This window comes from Niallia sp. FSL W8-0951, assembly GCF_038006525.1.
GTDB classification, from domain to species: Bacteria; Bacillota; Bacilli; order Bacillales; family Cytobacillaceae; genus Niallia; species Niallia circulans.
In genome coordinates this window covers 1,115,630-1,131,777 of record NZ_JBBOVK010000001.1, presented here as the reverse complement: position 1 = coordinate 1,131,777, position 16,148 = coordinate 1,115,630, and the positions used below count along the sequence as shown (strand labels likewise).

Annotated in this window: 17 protein-coding genes and 1 pseudogene; 5 read left to right on the top strand and 13 right to left on the bottom strand. The window is 33.0% G+C overall.

The window, feature by feature from the left end; all coding sequences use genetic code 11:
- Window positions 1–119: 119 nt before the first annotated feature.
- From NSS71_RS05295 to NSS71_RS05260, 8 genes are all read right to left on the bottom strand, one after another.
- On the bottom strand, window positions 120–887 hold the full coding sequence (locus tag NSS71_RS05295) for a GNAT family N-acetyltransferase (RefSeq protein WP_047944759.1): 768 nt from the start codon (window positions 885–887) through the stop codon (window positions 120–122).
- Window positions 888–961: 74 nt separating this feature from the next.
- Window positions 962–1,480 (bottom strand): GNAT family N-acetyltransferase, encoded by a 519-nt coding sequence (locus NSS71_RS05290; protein WP_061801308.1) that lies wholly within the window; start codon window positions 1,478–1,480, stop codon window positions 962–964.
- A gap of 21 nt (window positions 1,481–1,501) precedes the next feature.
- On the bottom strand, window positions 1,502–1,963 hold the full coding sequence (locus NSS71_RS05285; RefSeq protein WP_061801309.1) for a GNAT family N-acetyltransferase: 462 nt from the start codon (window positions 1,961–1,963) through the stop codon (window positions 1,502–1,504).
- Window positions 1,964–2,092: 129 nt separating this feature from the next.
- Window positions 2,093–2,911 carry a lipid II flippase Amj family protein gene (locus NSS71_RS05280; protein ID WP_047944730.1) on the bottom strand — a complete coding sequence of 273 codons (819 nt, stop codon included), beginning with the start codon at window positions 2,909–2,911 and terminating at the stop codon, window positions 2,093–2,095.
- Window positions 2,912–3,072: 161 nt separating this feature from the next.
- Window positions 3,073–3,384 carry a hypothetical protein gene (locus tag NSS71_RS05275; RefSeq protein WP_321198315.1) on the bottom strand — a complete coding sequence of 104 codons (312 nt, stop codon included), beginning with the start codon at window positions 3,382–3,384 and terminating at the stop codon, window positions 3,073–3,075.
- Window positions 3,385–3,494: 110 nt separating this feature from the next.
- Window positions 3,495–4,529, bottom strand: a complete 1,035-nt coding sequence (locus NSS71_RS05270; RefSeq protein ID WP_341151348.1) for a DUF2332 domain-containing protein — start codon at window positions 4,527–4,529, stop codon at window positions 3,495–3,497.
- A gap of 997 nt (window positions 4,530–5,526) precedes the next feature.
- Window positions 5,527–7,149 (bottom strand): putative polysaccharide biosynthesis protein, encoded by a 1,623-nt coding sequence (locus NSS71_RS05265; RefSeq protein ID WP_047944932.1) that lies wholly within the window; start codon window positions 7,147–7,149, stop codon window positions 5,527–5,529.
- Between the two features lie 80 nt (window positions 7,150–7,229).
- Complete coding sequence (locus NSS71_RS05260; RefSeq protein ID WP_047944934.1) at window positions 7,230–7,520, bottom strand: hypothetical protein; 291 nt, start codon at window positions 7,518–7,520, stop codon at window positions 7,230–7,232.
- Window positions 7,521–7,948: 428 nt separating this feature from the next.
- Between NSS71_RS05260 and NSS71_RS05255 the strand changes: the two are divergent.
- The 3 genes and pseudogenes from NSS71_RS05255 to NSS71_RS05250 all read left to right on the top strand — a co-directional run bounded on the left by NSS71_RS05255 (window position 7,949) and on the right by NSS71_RS05250 (window position 9,796).
- Window positions 7,949–8,803: pseudogene (locus NSS71_RS05255) on the top strand (alpha/beta fold hydrolase).
- Window positions 8,794–9,180 (top strand): UPF0715 family protein, encoded by a 387-nt coding sequence (locus tag NSS71_RS25665; RefSeq protein ID WP_047944936.1) that lies wholly within the window; start codon window positions 8,794–8,796, stop codon window positions 9,178–9,180. Before NSS71_RS05255 ends, NSS71_RS25665 begins: the two are co-directional and overlap by 10 nt.
- A 37-nt stretch (window positions 9,181–9,217) precedes the next feature.
- Window positions 9,218–9,796 carry a hypothetical protein gene (locus NSS71_RS05250; RefSeq protein WP_061800431.1) on the top strand — a complete coding sequence of 193 codons (579 nt, stop codon included), beginning with the start codon at window positions 9,218–9,220 and terminating at the stop codon, window positions 9,794–9,796.
- 46 nt (window positions 9,797–9,842) lie between these two features.
- Here NSS71_RS05250 and NSS71_RS05245 read toward each other — a convergent pair whose 3' ends face one another.
- Window positions 9,843–10,397, bottom strand: a complete 555-nt coding sequence (locus NSS71_RS05245) for a 5' nucleotidase, NT5C type (protein ID WP_047944939.1) — start codon at window positions 10,395–10,397, stop codon at window positions 9,843–9,845.
- A 228-nt stretch (window positions 10,398–10,625) separates the two neighbouring features.
- Window positions 10,626–11,294, bottom strand: a complete 669-nt coding sequence (locus tag NSS71_RS05240; RefSeq protein ID WP_047944941.1) for an HAD family hydrolase — start codon at window positions 11,292–11,294, stop codon at window positions 10,626–10,628.
- 134 nt (window positions 11,295–11,428) lie between these two features.
- Between NSS71_RS05240 and NSS71_RS05235 the strand changes: the two genes are divergently transcribed.
- Together NSS71_RS05235 and NSS71_RS25660 are read left to right on the top strand one after the other, a co-directional pair.
- Window positions 11,429–11,680, top strand: coding sequence for a hypothetical protein (locus NSS71_RS05235; protein WP_047944942.1), 252 nt, complete (start codon window positions 11,429–11,431; stop codon window positions 11,678–11,680).
- 207 nt (window positions 11,681–11,887) lie between these two features.
- A complete protein-coding gene (locus NSS71_RS25660) occupies window positions 11,888–12,208 on the top strand; it encodes a DUF3139 domain-containing protein (RefSeq protein ID WP_369990297.1) in 321 nt (106 codons plus the stop codon).
- A gap of 91 nt (window positions 12,209–12,299) precedes the next feature.
- Here NSS71_RS25660 and NSS71_RS05230 read toward each other — a convergent pair whose 3' ends face one another.
- The 3 genes from NSS71_RS05230 to NSS71_RS05220 form a co-directional block, all read right to left on the bottom strand.
- A complete protein-coding gene (locus tag NSS71_RS05230) occupies window positions 12,300–13,028 on the bottom strand; it encodes a DUF2268 domain-containing putative Zn-dependent protease (RefSeq protein ID WP_161798421.1) in 729 nt (242 codons plus the stop codon).
- Between the two features lie 414 nt (window positions 13,029–13,442).
- Window positions 13,443–14,045: a hypothetical protein gene (locus NSS71_RS05225; protein WP_047944946.1), complete on the bottom strand. Its 603-nt coding sequence runs from the start codon at window positions 14,043–14,045 to the stop codon at window positions 13,443–13,445.
- Window positions 14,046–14,704: 659 nt separating this feature from the next.
- Complete coding sequence (locus NSS71_RS05220; RefSeq protein WP_144545873.1) at window positions 14,705–15,919, bottom strand: ATP-binding protein; 1,215 nt, start codon at window positions 15,917–15,919, stop codon at window positions 14,705–14,707.
- Window positions 15,920–16,148 lie beyond the last annotated feature (229 nt).

The window sequence follows — 16,148 nt, the reverse complement described above, 5'->3', positions numbered from 1 at the left end:
CTTTGCTCTATTTTTAAGATCCATTTGAAGATTGCTCTTTATTTCATTTCCTCTTTAATACTTTGAGTCAAGCATTTACTAATATTATCTATTTACATAGATATATCTTTCATCAATGTTTACTTACTCCTTTTCAAATCCTGTTTTTCTATTAATTGTAGAAATTTATTCTTCGTTTCTGGATGATAAGTAATAATTTCACCATTATATATAACTGTAAATACGCCGAAGGGTGTTGGAGACTGATGTTGTACCATTTCATTATCGTTCATTTCAAGTACTGTTACATTTAAGCCGTGCTCATCTGCTGCAGCTTGTAAATTATCAACTGCATCCTGCGTGAACGGACATTGGTTTGATTTGAACACCGTAATCCCATTATCATATTCGTTTGCTAGTTGCGGCCAATCAATAAAGCTAGGTTTCCGATCATTTTGAAAAGCATAAGCCATTAATTCAAAATCCCCTTTTTTATCCACTTGATTGAAGCCTTTTTTTTCAAAGATAGTTTTGTCTGGTAACCAGCTTTTCTTACTAGTGACTATTGTAATACCATCTAAATGTAATTCTCTCGCATCCGTTATACATTCCTCTAAGAGCTTGCTACCATAGCCCTTTCCTTTGCTCTTGCCAACGATCCAGAAGCAATGAATCACCATATATTTCTTGGCATTTATCGCTCGCCAAGTAAATTCACCGGGAATATATTCAATAAACCCTCTTTGTCGACCGTCTTCTAGAAGGATTTTTACTTTTAACCCATCTTTAAACCGTTCCTTCAGCCATGCTAGTTTATTTTGATACCCTTTTGATTTTGGTTTGCTTCTCATACAAAAAAATCCGTATTCATCCACGTTTTCAGCATTTACATTCAAGATTTCAAACATCGTCTCTCCTCCGTATCTTTTAAATGGAATGTTCATCAACTATAGACATTCTCCTACAGATTGCTTAATGCTTCTTATAATCCATTTTTCTTCCCTAATACTTTCCCCATAATCATAAAAGGATCCTCAGTCTTATTCAGTATGAATGCATTCTTAATAACAGTCCATCCTAAGCCAGTGTATAAACTTTGTGCCGCTGTATTCGTTACTTGTGTCGTTAATACAGCTGTTTTATTGTCTACACCAAGCAACAAATCTCTTATTAATTTACTTCCAAATCCTCTTTTTCGATGCAAGGGATGAATAACTAATTCAACTACTTCAAAGCAATCTTTCAACCAAAAATCGTATTCTTCCTGACTGAGCTCATTAGAAAGCAGTGTATGATAGTATTGTTCTGGTAAAGATATATATCCATATACAAACCCTATTAGTCTCCCTTCTGTTGAAATTATCCTATTCCCCCTAAATCCTTTATACTTGCTGTGTCTTACTAAAGGTTCCTTAATAGATCTATTCCATACACTTTTATACAGCTCTTCGATTTGTTCTATTATGATGTCATCTTTCTCTATTGATAACACCCGAACCACTTTGTCGCACCTCCCTCCTTGCTATAGTTTCATTTTCAGCCCTTCATGTGTTGCTTGAAAGCCTAATCGTTCATAAAAACGCAAGGCATCTGGTCTTTGTTTGTCAGTCGTAAGCTGAATTAAATGACAGCCTCTTTCTTTGGCACGCTCGATTGCCCAGTTAATTAGTTGAGTACCTACCCCTTTTCCTCTTACAGAAGAGGCAGTTCTTACCCCTTCAATAGTCGCTCGCCATCCTCCTTGATGGGTAATATATGGAGTAAATGTAATTTGTTGAACCCCAACTACTTCAATTCCAAAACATGCTACCACTAATTCATTATTGGGATCTTCTGCAATAGCTTGAAACGCTTGCAGATAACTGGCAGGTAGTGGCTGTTCATAACGCTCTCGCTTACTGCCTAAAACATCATCAGCAAGCATAGCTACAATCTGATCTAAATCTTGTAATACTGCTAACCTAAACTCTAATGACTCCGTCACTTTATTTCCCCCTTTAGTAAAAAACTATTTCGATAGTTCTCAATTGTTTATCCAGTCGTTTGAAAAGCTAATAGACCTAACGACTATAATATAAAGGACAGTAATTTACTTTTCAGCTCCTATTTTAGATTAAAGCCACTCTGCAAACCAAGCCACATAGTATGCTGCTGGTAAAAAGATTATTTGTGCTACTATGGTACCGATAAATTTAGAACTAACCATTGTTAATGAGTAACTTTTCAAATAGATGTAGTCCGTTTGTTTTTTCATGACGCGATCGGCTAACACAGACGCCTTTGGATCAATAAATAAGGTCAGAATGATGGTGGCAATCCCGTTTATTACCCCTGAGGACATTAAAGCTGCCTGAGAAACTTTTGCAGGAACTAACATGGAAGCATATATGGAGGATATGACACCCGTCGTAAATATAGCTGAAATAATGACATTTAATACAAATAAACGCTTTGGAACTGTGTTTAAGGTAATTCCTCTAAAATAGGAAATTCTCGGTAATTTGAGACATTTTACAAGCTTTTTCCAATTGTTTTTCTTGAATAATTTAGAAAAAAGAGCTAGCATGGACCCTCTTTCATTTGCTAATTGAACAATGGCTCGTGAAAAAATATTAATAAATGTTGGAAACAACAGGATTCCAAATAATACTCCCAATGATGTTACTCCTATCAAAATTCGATATTGCGCCGCAATAAAAGTTAATTTGTCTGCCCCTTTGGGAACTTCTGCTATCAATTTTGCTGTTAATGGCTGTTGAAACATAGTGGAAAATCGCGAAACAATAACCATTGTGCTAAATAACGATATAGCAGTAGCAATTAACCTTACTCTCGTACCAGATATTCTTGTTGAATAGGCCAATGTTTCTACCATTGTAATCACTAATAGTAAAATAGAAATAATGATGACCTTTGACGTTATTAATTCCATAAAAACTCCTTTAATTTTTATTCTAGCTACATTATAACTCTTTTTCTGAAATTAACTAGAAATATTTACTAAAGTTGATTTTACATTAAGTAGATGTTGTTATTGCAATAAAAGGACACCAATAGAAGTGTCCTTTTCTTTATATGTATTTATTTTAAAGGCTATTTTGCTGTAACTTTACGATATACAATATAATTCGCAGTGTTCAAAATAATTGTTACAGAAAGTAGAACTGCAGTCGCAACCACTACCCCACCTGCTGTGTCCATCATTGCACTCCAATCCTCCATTTTTACAAGATAATAGCTATAGATAATCTGAAAAGAGATAGAAATCGCACAAGCACTCATGCTAAGAAAACAAATCATTAGCCCATTTCTCTGAACTTTCTCTTTATTTCCCATTAAGTTTGTAGCCGGCAATATCCAAGCAATTAAACCAAGCACCAGGCTCCCAATATTCAGTAAACCCATTATATTTTAGTGCCTCCTTATTATATACTTTTCACATTTAAAAGCCCTAGAAGTATATTCCCTTATTCTAGTGTAGAGATAACTCTTTATCCTAAAACTAAATTACTTCCTTATTTGATATCATGTTTTAACCATTTAAACCATCTTCCATGTCCGTCTGTTTCTGCAATGGTATTTTCACTCTTCTTACCGTCCATATAATAATCTAAGTGTAAGTATCTATCTTGAATATTATTATAAAGATGAAATACTTCTCTGTGCTTCCCGATTTCTTCCACGCTTTGTAACAGAAGCTCCTTCCCTTCTCTTGGTATTTGATTCGCTACATGGGTATGAAAGATGCAAATGGCACTGCCCTCTGGAATAGTTTCGGCATAATATGGCAGCATGCTTACTCCATCACCGCTCACTACGTTCAAAGCACCTTCTCTTCTGTAATCTGCCGCTTTTTCAAATAAGAATAATCTCTCTCTATGTTCTGGCCATATCAATGCTTTTAGCCATAATTCTTCGTCTTTGTCATGTAAATCTATCGTATGTAAATCAAAACCAATCCTTTCCGTAACAGGAGGAGAAGTTTTCAATAAGAATGGCATATTTTCTCCTATTACAGTCGCAGTAATTGGCAGTTCTGACTCTGAATTTCCATACCATTCTTTACCGTATGAATAGGCATACTTATCCCACTGAAGCTGAAATCCTGCACTAGTGCCTATTTCGATTAACGCTAGCGGTTTCTTTGCTAGATTATATATCATACAAAAAGCAGGATAAAGGTAAGAACATCTTCTTACCTCATTCGTTTGGACTAACTTCGTTTGGAGAATCCATATAATCTCCTTTTGATATTTGAGGCAGAAATCTTTAAAAATAGGAAACGAAGCCTTAGCTGTTTTAGGATTCTCTGTGATACTAGGGTAATAATCTTTTAGCGAGTGATTGGTCCCCTTTAACAGTAGGTAGTGAACTGCACCAAATAATAGATTTGGGACAGGCTGCCCCTCTCTAGCACATTTAGCAATATTAAGAAGCGTTTTATCCATTGCAATTTGTTTTGACAAAAGTTCGTAAATGAAGCTTGATCCCTTACATTCCTTTTCTGCAAAGGTTAAAAATGTTTGAGTCAGCATTTCATTAGTTTGCATTCTCCTAATCATCCCCTCATATGAATTGTACTCTCCCCTGTTTAATGCTGTATGTGCTTATATGCTTAAAAATTATCTCTACTTATTATATGTAGTTTGGCTGATTCTCCTCTTACTTTGGCTGATAAATTCGGCGTTTGGCTGATTTCCTTCATACTTTGGCTGATAATTTCCTAGTTTGGCTGATTTCCCTCTTACTTTGGCTGATAATTTCCTAGTTTGGCTGATTTCCCTCTTACTTTGGCTGATAATTTCCTAGTTTGGCTGATTTCCCTCTTGCTTTGGCTGATAAATTCGGTGTTTGGCTGATTTCCCTCTTACTTTGGCTGATAATTTCGGCGTTTGGCTGATTTCCTTCATACTTTGGCTGATAATTTCGGCGTTTGGCTGATTTCCCTCTTATTTTGGCTGATAATTTCGGCGCTTGGCTGATTTCCCTCTTATTTTGGCTGATAATTTCGGTGTTTGGCTGATTTCCCTCTTACTTTGGCTGATAATTTCCTAGTTTGGCTGATTCCCCTCTTACTTTGGGTGATAAATTCCTAGTTTGGCTGATTCTCCTCTTACTTTGGCTGATAATTTCCTAGTTTGGCTGATTCTCCTCTTATTTTGGCTGATAAATCCAGTTTGGCTGATTTCCCTCTTACTTTGGCTGATAATTTCCTAGTTTGGCTGATTTCCCTCTTATTTTGGCTGATAATTTCCCAGTTTGGCTGATTTCCCTCTTACTTTGGCTGATAATTTCCTAGTTTGGCTGATTTCCCTCTTATTTTGGCTGATAATTTCCTAGTTTGGCTGATTTCCCTCTTATTTTGGCTGATAAATTCGTTATTCAGCTAATTCCCTTCATATTTTGACTGATATTATATACTTCTCTATTTAATTGAGAGCCTATTAATTTATTCAACATAACTCCCCATTATAATTTCAACTCCAAATATCTAGGCTTCTCATATTAAATAGAAATAAAGAATAGTAGACTGCTTATCGCCACCAATTAAAAAGATTTATTGATATTCAACTTCTTTATTACTCGTATTGCTCGTTCCCCAAAGAGATGAATAATTAAATTAAACTTAACACTTAGACAAAAATAAATACTTATTCCCACAACCATGCAAACTATCACTATAATACATGCATCTAACTTAGCTTGAGTTGATAAAAATAAAGTTAATAGCATATAGGTAATTAGTGTTCCAATAAACACAACGAGTGAAAAGAATCCGATTTGCAGCACTCTTCTGATTACTAACCTTAAAGAATAGCCAGCAAACTTTTTTACTGCATAAAAATTAATAATAATTGCCACTAAATATCCTATACTTGTTGCTATTACTGCCCCACTTGTTGCAAAAATTTTTATAAGTGGTATGTTCAGACATAATTTCACAATCAAACCTACCAACAAACTTATAATAGTATATTTTTGCTTATTTATTCCTTGAAGGACCGCTGCTGTAATAGAGAAAAGGGAAAAGAGAATAGCTACCGGAGCATATATTCTTAATATGTCCGTACCAAGTTCTTTATGATGATAAAATAAGGTATAGACCGGTTCGGCAAGCAGCGAAAGACCTACAACAGCAGGTAATGTAAAGAATAGAACAATTTGAATTGTTTGATTCACTTGTTGAACTAAACTTACATGATCTTTTTCTGTATATGCTTTCGTAATGGCAGGCACTAACGTTAATGAAAAAGCAGTTGCTAAAGAGACTGGAATAATGACAAGTTTATGAGTATTTAAAGTCAAAACACCAAATGCAGTTACTACTTGATCTTTTAAGCCAATAGATTCCATTGCACCTTTGAAAGTAAGTTCATCAATAAACTGGAATAATGGATTTGCAAGACCTACAAAAATAAAAGGGATCGCATATACGATAATCTCTTTGTATATTTCCTTAAGGGAAACATCAATAGCTCCTTTATTTTCTAAAAGAAGCTTATTAAGATGGGGTTTTCTTTTGGACCAATACCATAATAAGACTACTAAACTTCCAACTGCCCCTATAAATGCCGCAAAGGTTGCTACACTGACAGCAGTAACTAAACTTCCTTTTAAGAGATTTAATATAATATAGGCACCAGAAAGCATAAAAATAACTCGCACAATCTGCTCAACTACTTGAGAAACTGCCGAAGGTCCCATTGATTGATGCCCTTGAAAAAAACCTCTAATCAAACTCATAAATGGAACAATCAGTAATCCAAAGCTAACCGCACGAATAACAGTTGTCCCATCTTGAACACTTACATCGGCGTTATCTGGAATGCTAGCTGCTGCTAAAATGGGCGCAAAGAAATATAAAATAACAAATGCGACAATTCCAGTACAACTCATCATAATAAGCCCAGATTTAAATAATTTTCTCCCTACTGCATACTCCTCTAGAGAATTATATTTAGAAACAAACTTTGCCACTGCTAATGGCAAGCCAGCAGTGGCTATACTTATAAAAATAGAATAAGGGATATAAGCCATTGAGTATAAAGCATTTCCTTTTTCCCCTACTATATGATAAAAAGGAATAACATAGAGCATGCCAAGAACTTTTGAGATAATTGTTCCTAGCGTTAAAAGAAATGTTCCTCTTAGAAGTTTTGATGTTTCCATTAAATCCATCCTTTAATTATCTTTTCAAATAAATAAACCATTAAAATTAAATTTAAGTGGCATTAACCCCACTATAATTCTTATTTTTCTGAAATTCCATTTGCCAACAACAAAAAATATGTCCAAATGGTTATTGGAATCATCAAAATAATATTAGATAGAATACTAAAAATTTTTATGCTTTTATTATTAGATTGTATACCTATAATAAGTGAAACAAGTAGACCTAAGTCAATTAATAAATATAAGGATATTGGTATCCACAGAGTTAAATTAGACCCCCTTACAAAAAGAAAAACTGCAATTGAGGCTAAGAATAAGAATAATGTTAAAATAAGGGATATAAATTCTTTCTTATTTTTTTGTGACAAGTTTTCCCCTCCTTTATTAATAGATTATAAAGTACTCATTGAAAAAAGACCAATATATGGTAATAAAATATGATGCAAATTAAATAAGATATAGAGCGTTTAAAAAGTGATGGAATTAATCGCCCCTAGAAGGATTCCTCTTGGTGCTGCAATAACTATGAAGTAAAAAATGGCTAAAAGATTGAGCTTAATAAATGTTTCGTTTTTTTATCCTATCATATTACCTGCAGGATATAATTTTTCGATTGTCTTACGAAAACTGTTTATAACTTCTCTCCCAGATGCTAAAATATGGTAACAACTATGTAGTGCTTTCAACAAATATCCGGCATGATGCTGAGTTTATAAAATTAGCAGATTAATAAGTACATCTTCTATATCCTCATACATAACAAGAGATTAACTTATTGCATTTGAAGGGAGTATATATGAATAAATGGGCTAGAAAACTATTAAATACCTCTAGGGGAAAATTCGAAATTTTTATTAAAGGGCAAGGTGAACCTCTTTGTATAACCCATGACTATGCAGAATTTAATGAGACAGGAGATTATTTTGCAGAATCCTTTGTCGATACGCATGAAGTATTTCTTGTTAATCTCAGAGAAGCAGGTAGCTCCGATAAGGCTACTCAACCGTATGAACTAGGGTTACTAGAGTCTATCTTCGACTTAGAAGCAATACGGGAAGCATGAGGATTTAAAAAATGGAACTTGGCAGGACATTCCACTGGGGGTATTCTAGGAGTTATTTATGGGATATATTGCTCTAACAGTTTGAGAAAACTTGTTTTAGTAGGAGCTGCTGCAAGAGAATATATGACATTTTCTCCTGACTGTATATACAATGATAAACATCCATCCTTTAAGAAAATGCAAGATTTGATGGAAAAGTTAAAACGATCTGATTTATCAATTACAGAAAAGATGAGAATTACGAAAGAACGAACAAAGTTATCCTTATATACTCCTGAAAACTATGGAGAGTATTTTTCCCTTCCTATTCAAAAGAAAATATCCTCGATTAGACTGAACTATTTTAGCCGGGAAGTGCAACTTTTTGATGTTACTAGGAAGCTTAAGCTGATTTCAACTCCAATATTAATCATTTGTGGAAAATTCGATGTTCAGTGCCCTCTTTCCTATTCGCTTGAAATGAATGAGTGCATTCCTCATTCGAAATTATTGATATTTAATCAAAGCAATCATTATCCGTTTCTAGAAGAAGCTTCACGATTTAAGGATGAAATAGATGCATTTATGGGGGGAATTTCATGCAATTAAAGAAGATAGATATTGATATGATCGCTCGCTCGTTGCTTACTTCTCTGATCTCCGCTATTTGCGTTAGTACGATTTACCTTATTAGTTCTTCTTATTTTAGTTTGTTGGGAATACTAATATTTAGTTTTATTTTCTTTTGCTTTTATTTGGTTATCGCGTCGCCGCTGCAAATTTTCCTAAATCAAAGACCAAAGAAATTTAGTATTATCTACCTCGCGATCTATAATATTTTTTCTGGGGTTGTCACATGGATTGTTGCCATGTTTTTTGATATGAAAGATCCTTTCCATTCTTCCATCTTTTATTTTCTATTTATTTTGTGTGCATCTCTTTTTTGGATAGTTGATTCTCTGTTACTTCAGAAAAAAGCGGAATAAATATTGAAATCTGGTGTAAGAAATAAGGAGGAAACCGATGAAAAACTCATTACAAATAATAGCAGAAGCTTCTTATTCATTAAATTTTTTGGTTTATGTTCAAAATATCTTTCTCAACCAAAATAAAAATAAGGATAATTGGAAATTCCCCTATCTCCTAACAACTTGTGAGTTTCGAAAGGATTTTTTATTACAGTATCGCGGCTTATGGACTAAGATAACGAAAAGTATTTCTGAGAATAGAGATATTGACCAGGATATTTTCTATAATGAAAAACACTTATTTTATCATGAATTGTGTGATGTTACTGTCGATAATCTAACTGCTTTTAATCAAATATATGATTCCTTTTTCACTTGGTGGACAAGTCTAGCAGGTGGATTTTCCATTGAAAGGGCTATGGGCGAAACAATAGAGCATATCTATCATGATGTTTCAACTAAACTATTAGAAGAAAAAATCATCCCCAAAAAACCATTACATATTAACTTTATTTATGATAATTCTATAATAGAAGATTTAACCGCTTTTTCCTATTTCGCTGTATTATCAATAAATGATTGTATACTTCATTATAAAGAGGCCGTTGCTCGAATTAAGATTTGTGTAGATTAATTAGCTTCTATAATGGATTCAAAGTTATTTTTCATTTATAGAAGCCTTAACTTAATAACAAACTACCTACTTCTTCCCAGTCCTTCACTCTCGTTATTCGTTCGTGCTTACACATTTGATTGTATGGCTTATCAAGTAGCAATACATCTATTCCACTATTTGCAATAGAAAATGCATGGGCAGGGTTGTCTTCAATAAATAGAGTGACATTATGAATTAAAGCACATTCAGGCTTACCATTTATATATTCTGAAGCGCATACTATATCATCTATGGGCAACTTATTTTTAACAACCCAAAGTTCCGCTGAATTCATCCAAGCTTTTGACCTGCCCGTCATGATTGATAGTTTTGAAGTTTTGCTTAGTTCACTAAGTACATCAATTAAAAATGGATATGGTTTAGCTGAATGCAGTTCCTTTTGATTGTTTGTAAAAAAATCTACAAATGCTTCAAAGGAATATCCATATAAATCCGAAACTCCGTACTCTACCATTTCTTCGTAATCCAAATTTTTGTTATGTATTTTATTTAAAAGTTTTACAATCGATTTTCTCATATCAACAAGTGTATCATCAAAATCTATTCCAATATGGTTCATATAGCCCCTCGCTTTTTATGTCTTTCTCTTAAAATATTTTTTAGAACACCTAGTATATATTGCTTTATTTTTAGCACTAACCCCCCAAAAAACGCGGCACTTTTACTCTTTCTCTATATAGTTCTTGGGCCATTTTCTGCTTTTGTAATTTCTATTCCTTATCTCGCTTCATCCCTTTTATAACTTATACGCTTCTCGACTTAAAATATCGCTCCATTTAGCGTGGTTCTATTCTTTCATTAACTTTTCTATAATGAAAGGCAATTCTCCTAAATCATCTACAATAAAATCTGCTTCGGCATTTCTCCAAAGCAAATCCTTCTTCCAAATCCCTTTCATCCCTACTTTTTTCGCAGCAAGCACATCATTTTCTGGATGGTCTCCTACAAATATAGCTTCGTTTGGCTGCACATTCAGTATGTTTAAAGCTTTATTAAATATCCTAGGATCCGGCTTTTTTATCCCTTCCCATTCGGAAACCAAAATGACATCAAAATATTTTTCTATCTGCAAAGACTTCAAATTATCCATTTGAAATTGTCCAAAGCCATTGGTTATCATTCCTAAAAGAAGATTCTGGCTCTTTAATCCCTCCAACATCTTCTTAAGATTGGGAAAAGGCATGCAGTGATTTTTAAATTGGCTAAGATAATCTTGTAAGAGCTCTTCCCATGTTATCTCCTTAACCTCAAATTCAGCTGCTAATTGTTGATATACCTTATCCTTCCAAACATAGCCGCGTTGATCCAATTCAATAAATCTCTTTGTATATGTATCTTTGGGAATATGGCTAAGTTCTATATTTAATCTATCATATTGACAATCCACAAACATTTCTATTGATACATCTCTATTTAATAAAGTACCATCTAAATCAAATATAATCGCTTTAATCATGGCTTGTTTCTAATCTCCCTCTCTAATGTTAAAATTTTTTCTCTGTATTAATTATACAATTTTGAACGATTCTCCTTTTTCATTACATTATTTGTTAAAATAAAGAAAAGTTCAGAGAATTGGAGGAAGACAATGTGCTTAAAAGAAAAGTAGTATCAGCTATTCTGACTTTATTTTTATCCACTTTTGTATTCACTGTTTTTCTTCCACTAGACTCATTTTTTACTCAACCGGTTATTCAAGATGTTGATTTAAAAGAAGATCTTATAAGCTATACTCTTTTTTTCAGCTTAGGTTTACTTCTATATGGCCTTCCGATCTCCATCTTAATAGAGAAAATAACAAGCAAACTTCCTCAAGGCAGTCTCGCATTCAGCTTTATATAATATGTTTTCTTTGGTTTTCTACCTTTCTTTTTTCTTTGGATTTTCACTATCTACTCCTTAAGTATATCTATTATGTTCTTTCTTATAGATGAATCCATAAGGCGATTTAGGCAAGAAAAAGATCGTATCATACACAATGTTTATTGACTTTTTAATTGTCGGTAAGTCTTTTTAAAGGAGGAGCAAACATTTGAAAAAAAAGCGCTTATTATCTTTACTACCGTGACTTGGCTAATGATACTATGTCCTTTTGCTATATTAGGATATATCAACTATCAAAAACACTCATTAAAAAATGACGTATATGCATATCTTTTGGAAAAATATCAAGAAGAGGACATACTAGAAATTGATACTACCTTGACAAAAGCAAGCTATCACTTTACCACTTTTGTGACTTTTAGAGATGAACCGAACCAAAAATATGAATATATACGTATTGATAAGGAAATTAGACAAGCTTCCCCCAATCCTAATGAAGAGGAGGAACATTTATATAAACACCTTGATTTTAACAAATATAATTAGTTAAAATACAAATTTCCCCATCTCTTACACTGTTTTGCTGGAGAATGTTTTGTATTAGAGTAAAAGGGATTAGTTCGATATGTAACTTCCATTATTGATAATGTTCGTTGTATTTTCCTTCTTCATAAATTTCTCTTGCGCCAAGAGCTGTCCATTCTTGGGGTGTTAAATCTGGATGTAAATCTAAATAGGATCTCATCATTTGATAACCCACATTGTAACCATAATTATAAGGCAATCCATTCCCGCCCGATATTATTTCTGCTGCCCTGTAGGGATCTTCTTGGAATAAATCTGGTTCAATTTGATTCCAATCATCCTTATTAAAATTGTAATTAATAGTAGTTAGAGAAATATCTGGATATACAAGCTTTTCAAATATTACTGCTTTCCCTTCAAGAATTAAGTTATCCAATACGGTATGAGAGTGAGAATTATTAAAGTACATTTCCGTCCACACACTATGATGATATTCGTGAGCAATTCCTGCTTTAAGAGTTTCCTCATTAAAAAGTTCATTGTATAATACACTGATTTTTCCTGCTCCCTCTGTAAACATTAAAGTTGTACTCTTAGTTGCCTCTGTAGGATAAATACATATATTCGTTTTTTGATTTGATGGTATATAATTAGAAGATTTTATTAAACTTTCCTCAATGGCTGAATTTATAGCCTTCACATCCATTGTTTGAATGATATTATTAACTTCTTCTCTATTTTCTGGTGCTTTAACAGTCTCTGTGAAATACTCTGCATCCTGATAACATGCCTCATAAATAGGATTAATTACTTCCTCTTCAAACACCTGACTTTCTGACATATTTACATCCTCTTTTATTCTTTTTTCGAAGTTCTCATATAGTTTATATACGTGAATTATATGGTACGATTGACCAGTTTCAGGATGTTGAAATGAGTATGTAAGTCCTTCTTTTACCTTTTTTTCTTGTTCTACTATCTCATTTTGTTGACATGACGATAATAAGAAAATAGTAAACATCAAATAATATTTAATTCCCCGCAAAGTTACACCTTGCCTCCCATAGATTTTTCATAATTTATACGTTCTAAGCACGTAAAAGTTCCCGAACATTCTAATAATTCTTCATAGAAAAGGAGAAGAAAATAGAAAGGACTACCGAGAAGAGAAATAGAAGATAATTTTTTAAACCCTCCTCTACTTATTTTGATAGAATATACTACTAAGCAGTTAGATACTTATATAGGAGTAAAACTATTTGTCCAAAGAAAAAACGAATTCAAGACCAGTTGGCTTTCTTTTGAGAGGCTCATTGTATTCCTTGAATATTAATTTAATGTTTGACATATTATCAGGTAAGGGCGGTGTTACAATGAATTCAAATGATATATGCCCACCGGAAGCTCCACCATGATCGTTTCGACAGTCGTAATCAATATGAGTGCCATCGATGGAAAGTTCTATAAATATAAAATGGTGCATATCTCCAGGCTTCTCTTCGGAGACATCCTTATCAATATTCAAGTGAACTAAACTGGCATTTTTATATTGACGAATGAATGGTACTGAATAGAAAACATTATTATCTTCATACGATTTTAAAACTGGTTTATTTTTCAGAAATCCTTTAGGTACTTCTATCGGTTTATACATATCCTCTCTTGGTAAGTGGCTAAAAACATCATTTAAAAAATCCCCATTCAAATTATATTTTTTAGACCAAATAGCAATATGCTGCGAAGTTGGATCTCCAGGATCACTTGATATTATTTTTCTTTGACTTATTAATTCACATATTTTTTCATCAATTGACTCCACACGTTTATCATAATAGTTACCATAGGATTCAAGTGTCATTTTGTACTCTCCTATACTCACGTTTTTATTTCCAATATAACACAATAAAGGAAATAGTTGAAATCCCAGTTATTCATTCTAACGGTTTTTATATAAGCTTACTTTACTTTTATAAATATAAAATGTGTTCATCAGCTAAATGAAAACCACTTTTGAAAAGAATACCGGAGAAAATGGCGTTCATCAGCTTAACTATGAGAAAGGAAAAGAGGAAAATGAATATTAACTCTTTATCAGATTTGTTTAACTCCATTATTTGTCCTTTATAGTCTTGGGCTGAAAAGTCTCCGGAAAATTGGAATATTTTAATTGGTGTTGGAGGGATTCTACTTATTGGAAGTGCGATTTTGCCTTTTTATTTTATAAGAAATTGGTCTAGAAGACGAATGGACTAGTAAAATCTTTTTACAAAGCTCTTCCTGAATGTTGTGGGCAATTATTTGTGTGACATGATCTTTCCAAAAGATAATATGTGGACTATCTTTTTCTTGTTCAAATATGCACTGGCATTTTTAGCAGGCGGAGTATACTTAGTTCTACAGTATAAAAAGCAGATTTCATAAAAACAAAAGCCATTAATCATTGTGTTTCAACAATGATTAATGGCTTCCTGGTAGAATACTTAGTGATGTACTAAAAATGTATAATATAAGCGAGTATTATTTCTGTACAATAGGAAAAGTAACGGTAACTTCTGTTCCTTTTCCTTCCTCACTCTTAAAACGAATGGTTCCATCATACTTTTCGATAATATTATAGCAAATCATTAAACCAAGCCCAGTTCCTTTCGCTTTTAAGGAATAGAAAGGCGTTCCTATCTGCTCTAATTGTTCTTCGTTCATCCCTGTACCGTTATCGATAATTACAATTTTTAATTCGTCTAATTCTCCTATTAATTTTACATGGATGGTATCACCAGGCTGGGAGGCTTCAATCGCATTTTTCAATAAATTTACGAATAGTTGTTTAAATTCCATGATATTACATTGAATCTTATAGTCTGTTTCACTTTCTAATTCAATATGTATCGTATCATTCATTGCATATGAATTCAGTAAGTCCATCACTGTATGAAGAGCTAGTTTAACGGAAATAATCTCTGTCTTCGTTTCGCTTGGTTTAGCTAATGATAAAAAATCTGAAATAACTGTCTCAGCTGCTTCTAGCTCATCTAACATCAGCTTATATTGTTTTTTTATATGTTCAGGTATTTCCTTATCCTTTTCATGAAGCTGGATAAATCCTTTTACTACCGTAATAGGATTGCGAATTTCATGTGCAACAGCTGCCGCAAGCTGTCCAGTTGTCCGCAGCTTTTCAGCTTGCTTAACTTGAACATAATATAGCTCTTGATCCTTCATTCTTTTTTGAAAAAGCAGGAAAAGAAATAGCAGCAAAAGCTGTGTCCCCAAGAAATTAGTGATAACTCCTATAAAATCCAAATAGCTATAACTATGTATGCCAGGGGTATTATTCATCATCAAATAAATAATTACGCATAACATAATAGTAATGTTCCCTAACAATGTAATATAAAATAATCTAATATGTAAAAATAAGACAGGAATAACTGGGATAAAACAAATCAGCAATATCAAAGCAAATCTGTCAGGAAACCGTAAATACATAAAGAAAAAGTAGGCAGACATCAAAAAAATAATCGTTGCTCTAAAATTTAATGTATCTTTTTTGGGAAAAATGACTAGTAGAATAGAAATACTTACAACGAATAAACATTGCAAGATTAAAGACATCGAAATAATTCGATTATCCTCTATGTAAACTATCACTATCCCTGCGCTCATTAATATGATAAATAAGCCAATAATCATACGATAAAGCTTTATACTAGGTAAAAATTCATTGTCTATCATTAAAACAGTCCTCACATTATATTAAATTGTAGGTTATTTAAATGCTTCTGAAAAATGGTACATCATAATCATAACTGATGTTTTTATAGTACACAATTTGTAATCTTTATTCACTAAGACGTTCAATTTCTTGTCATACGAAGGGCAAGCTTTTTATACTCACTACTATGTAAAAGTCTATTTTACCTTATTGTTCCAACTTTTTGTAGTCTAATCTGACTATTCCTTT

Bases quoted from the DNA above. Each gene is read 5' to 3' on its own strand.
- NSS71_RS05295 (WP_047944759.1), bottom strand. From the start codon at position 887: ATGTTTGAAATCTTGAATGTAAATGCTGAAAACGTGGATGAATACGGA.
- NSS71_RS05240 (WP_047944941.1), bottom strand. From the start codon at position 11,294: ATGATTAAAGCGATTATATTTGATTTAGATGGTACTTTATTAAATAGA.
- NSS71_RS05265 (WP_047944932.1), bottom strand. From the start codon at position 7,149: ATGGAAACATCAAAACTTCTAAGAGGAACATTTCTTTTAACGCTAGGA.
- NSS71_RS25665 (WP_047944936.1), top strand. From the start codon at position 8,794: ATGCAATTAAAGAAGATAGATATTGATATGATCGCTCGCTCGTTGCTT.
- NSS71_RS05250 (WP_061800431.1), top strand. From the start codon at position 9,218: ATGAAAAACTCATTACAAATAATAGCAGAAGCTTCTTATTCATTAAAT.
- NSS71_RS05230 (WP_161798421.1), bottom strand. From the start codon at position 13,028: ATGTCAGAAAGTCAGGTGTTTGAAGAGGAAGTAATTAATCCTATTTAT.
- NSS71_RS05280 (WP_047944730.1), bottom strand. From the start codon at position 2,911: ATGGAATTAATAACGTCAAAGGTCATCATTATTTCTATTTTACTATTA.
- NSS71_RS05225 (WP_047944946.1), bottom strand. From the start codon at position 14,045: ATGACACTTGAATCCTATGGTAACTATTATGATAAACGTGTGGAGTCA.
- NSS71_RS05245 (WP_047944939.1), bottom strand. From the start codon at position 10,397: ATGAACCATATTGGAATAGATTTTGATGATACACTTGTTGATATGAGA.
- NSS71_RS05275 (WP_321198315.1), bottom strand. From the start codon at position 3,384: ATGGGTTTACTGAATATTGGGAGCCTGGTGCTTGGTTTAATTGCTTGG.
- NSS71_RS05270 (WP_341151348.1), bottom strand. From the start codon at position 4,529: ATGCAAACTAATGAAATGCTGACTCAAACATTTTTAACCTTTGCAGAA.
- NSS71_RS05220 (WP_144545873.1), bottom strand. From the start codon at position 15,919: ATGATAGACAATGAATTTTTACCTAGTATAAAGCTTTATCGTATGATT.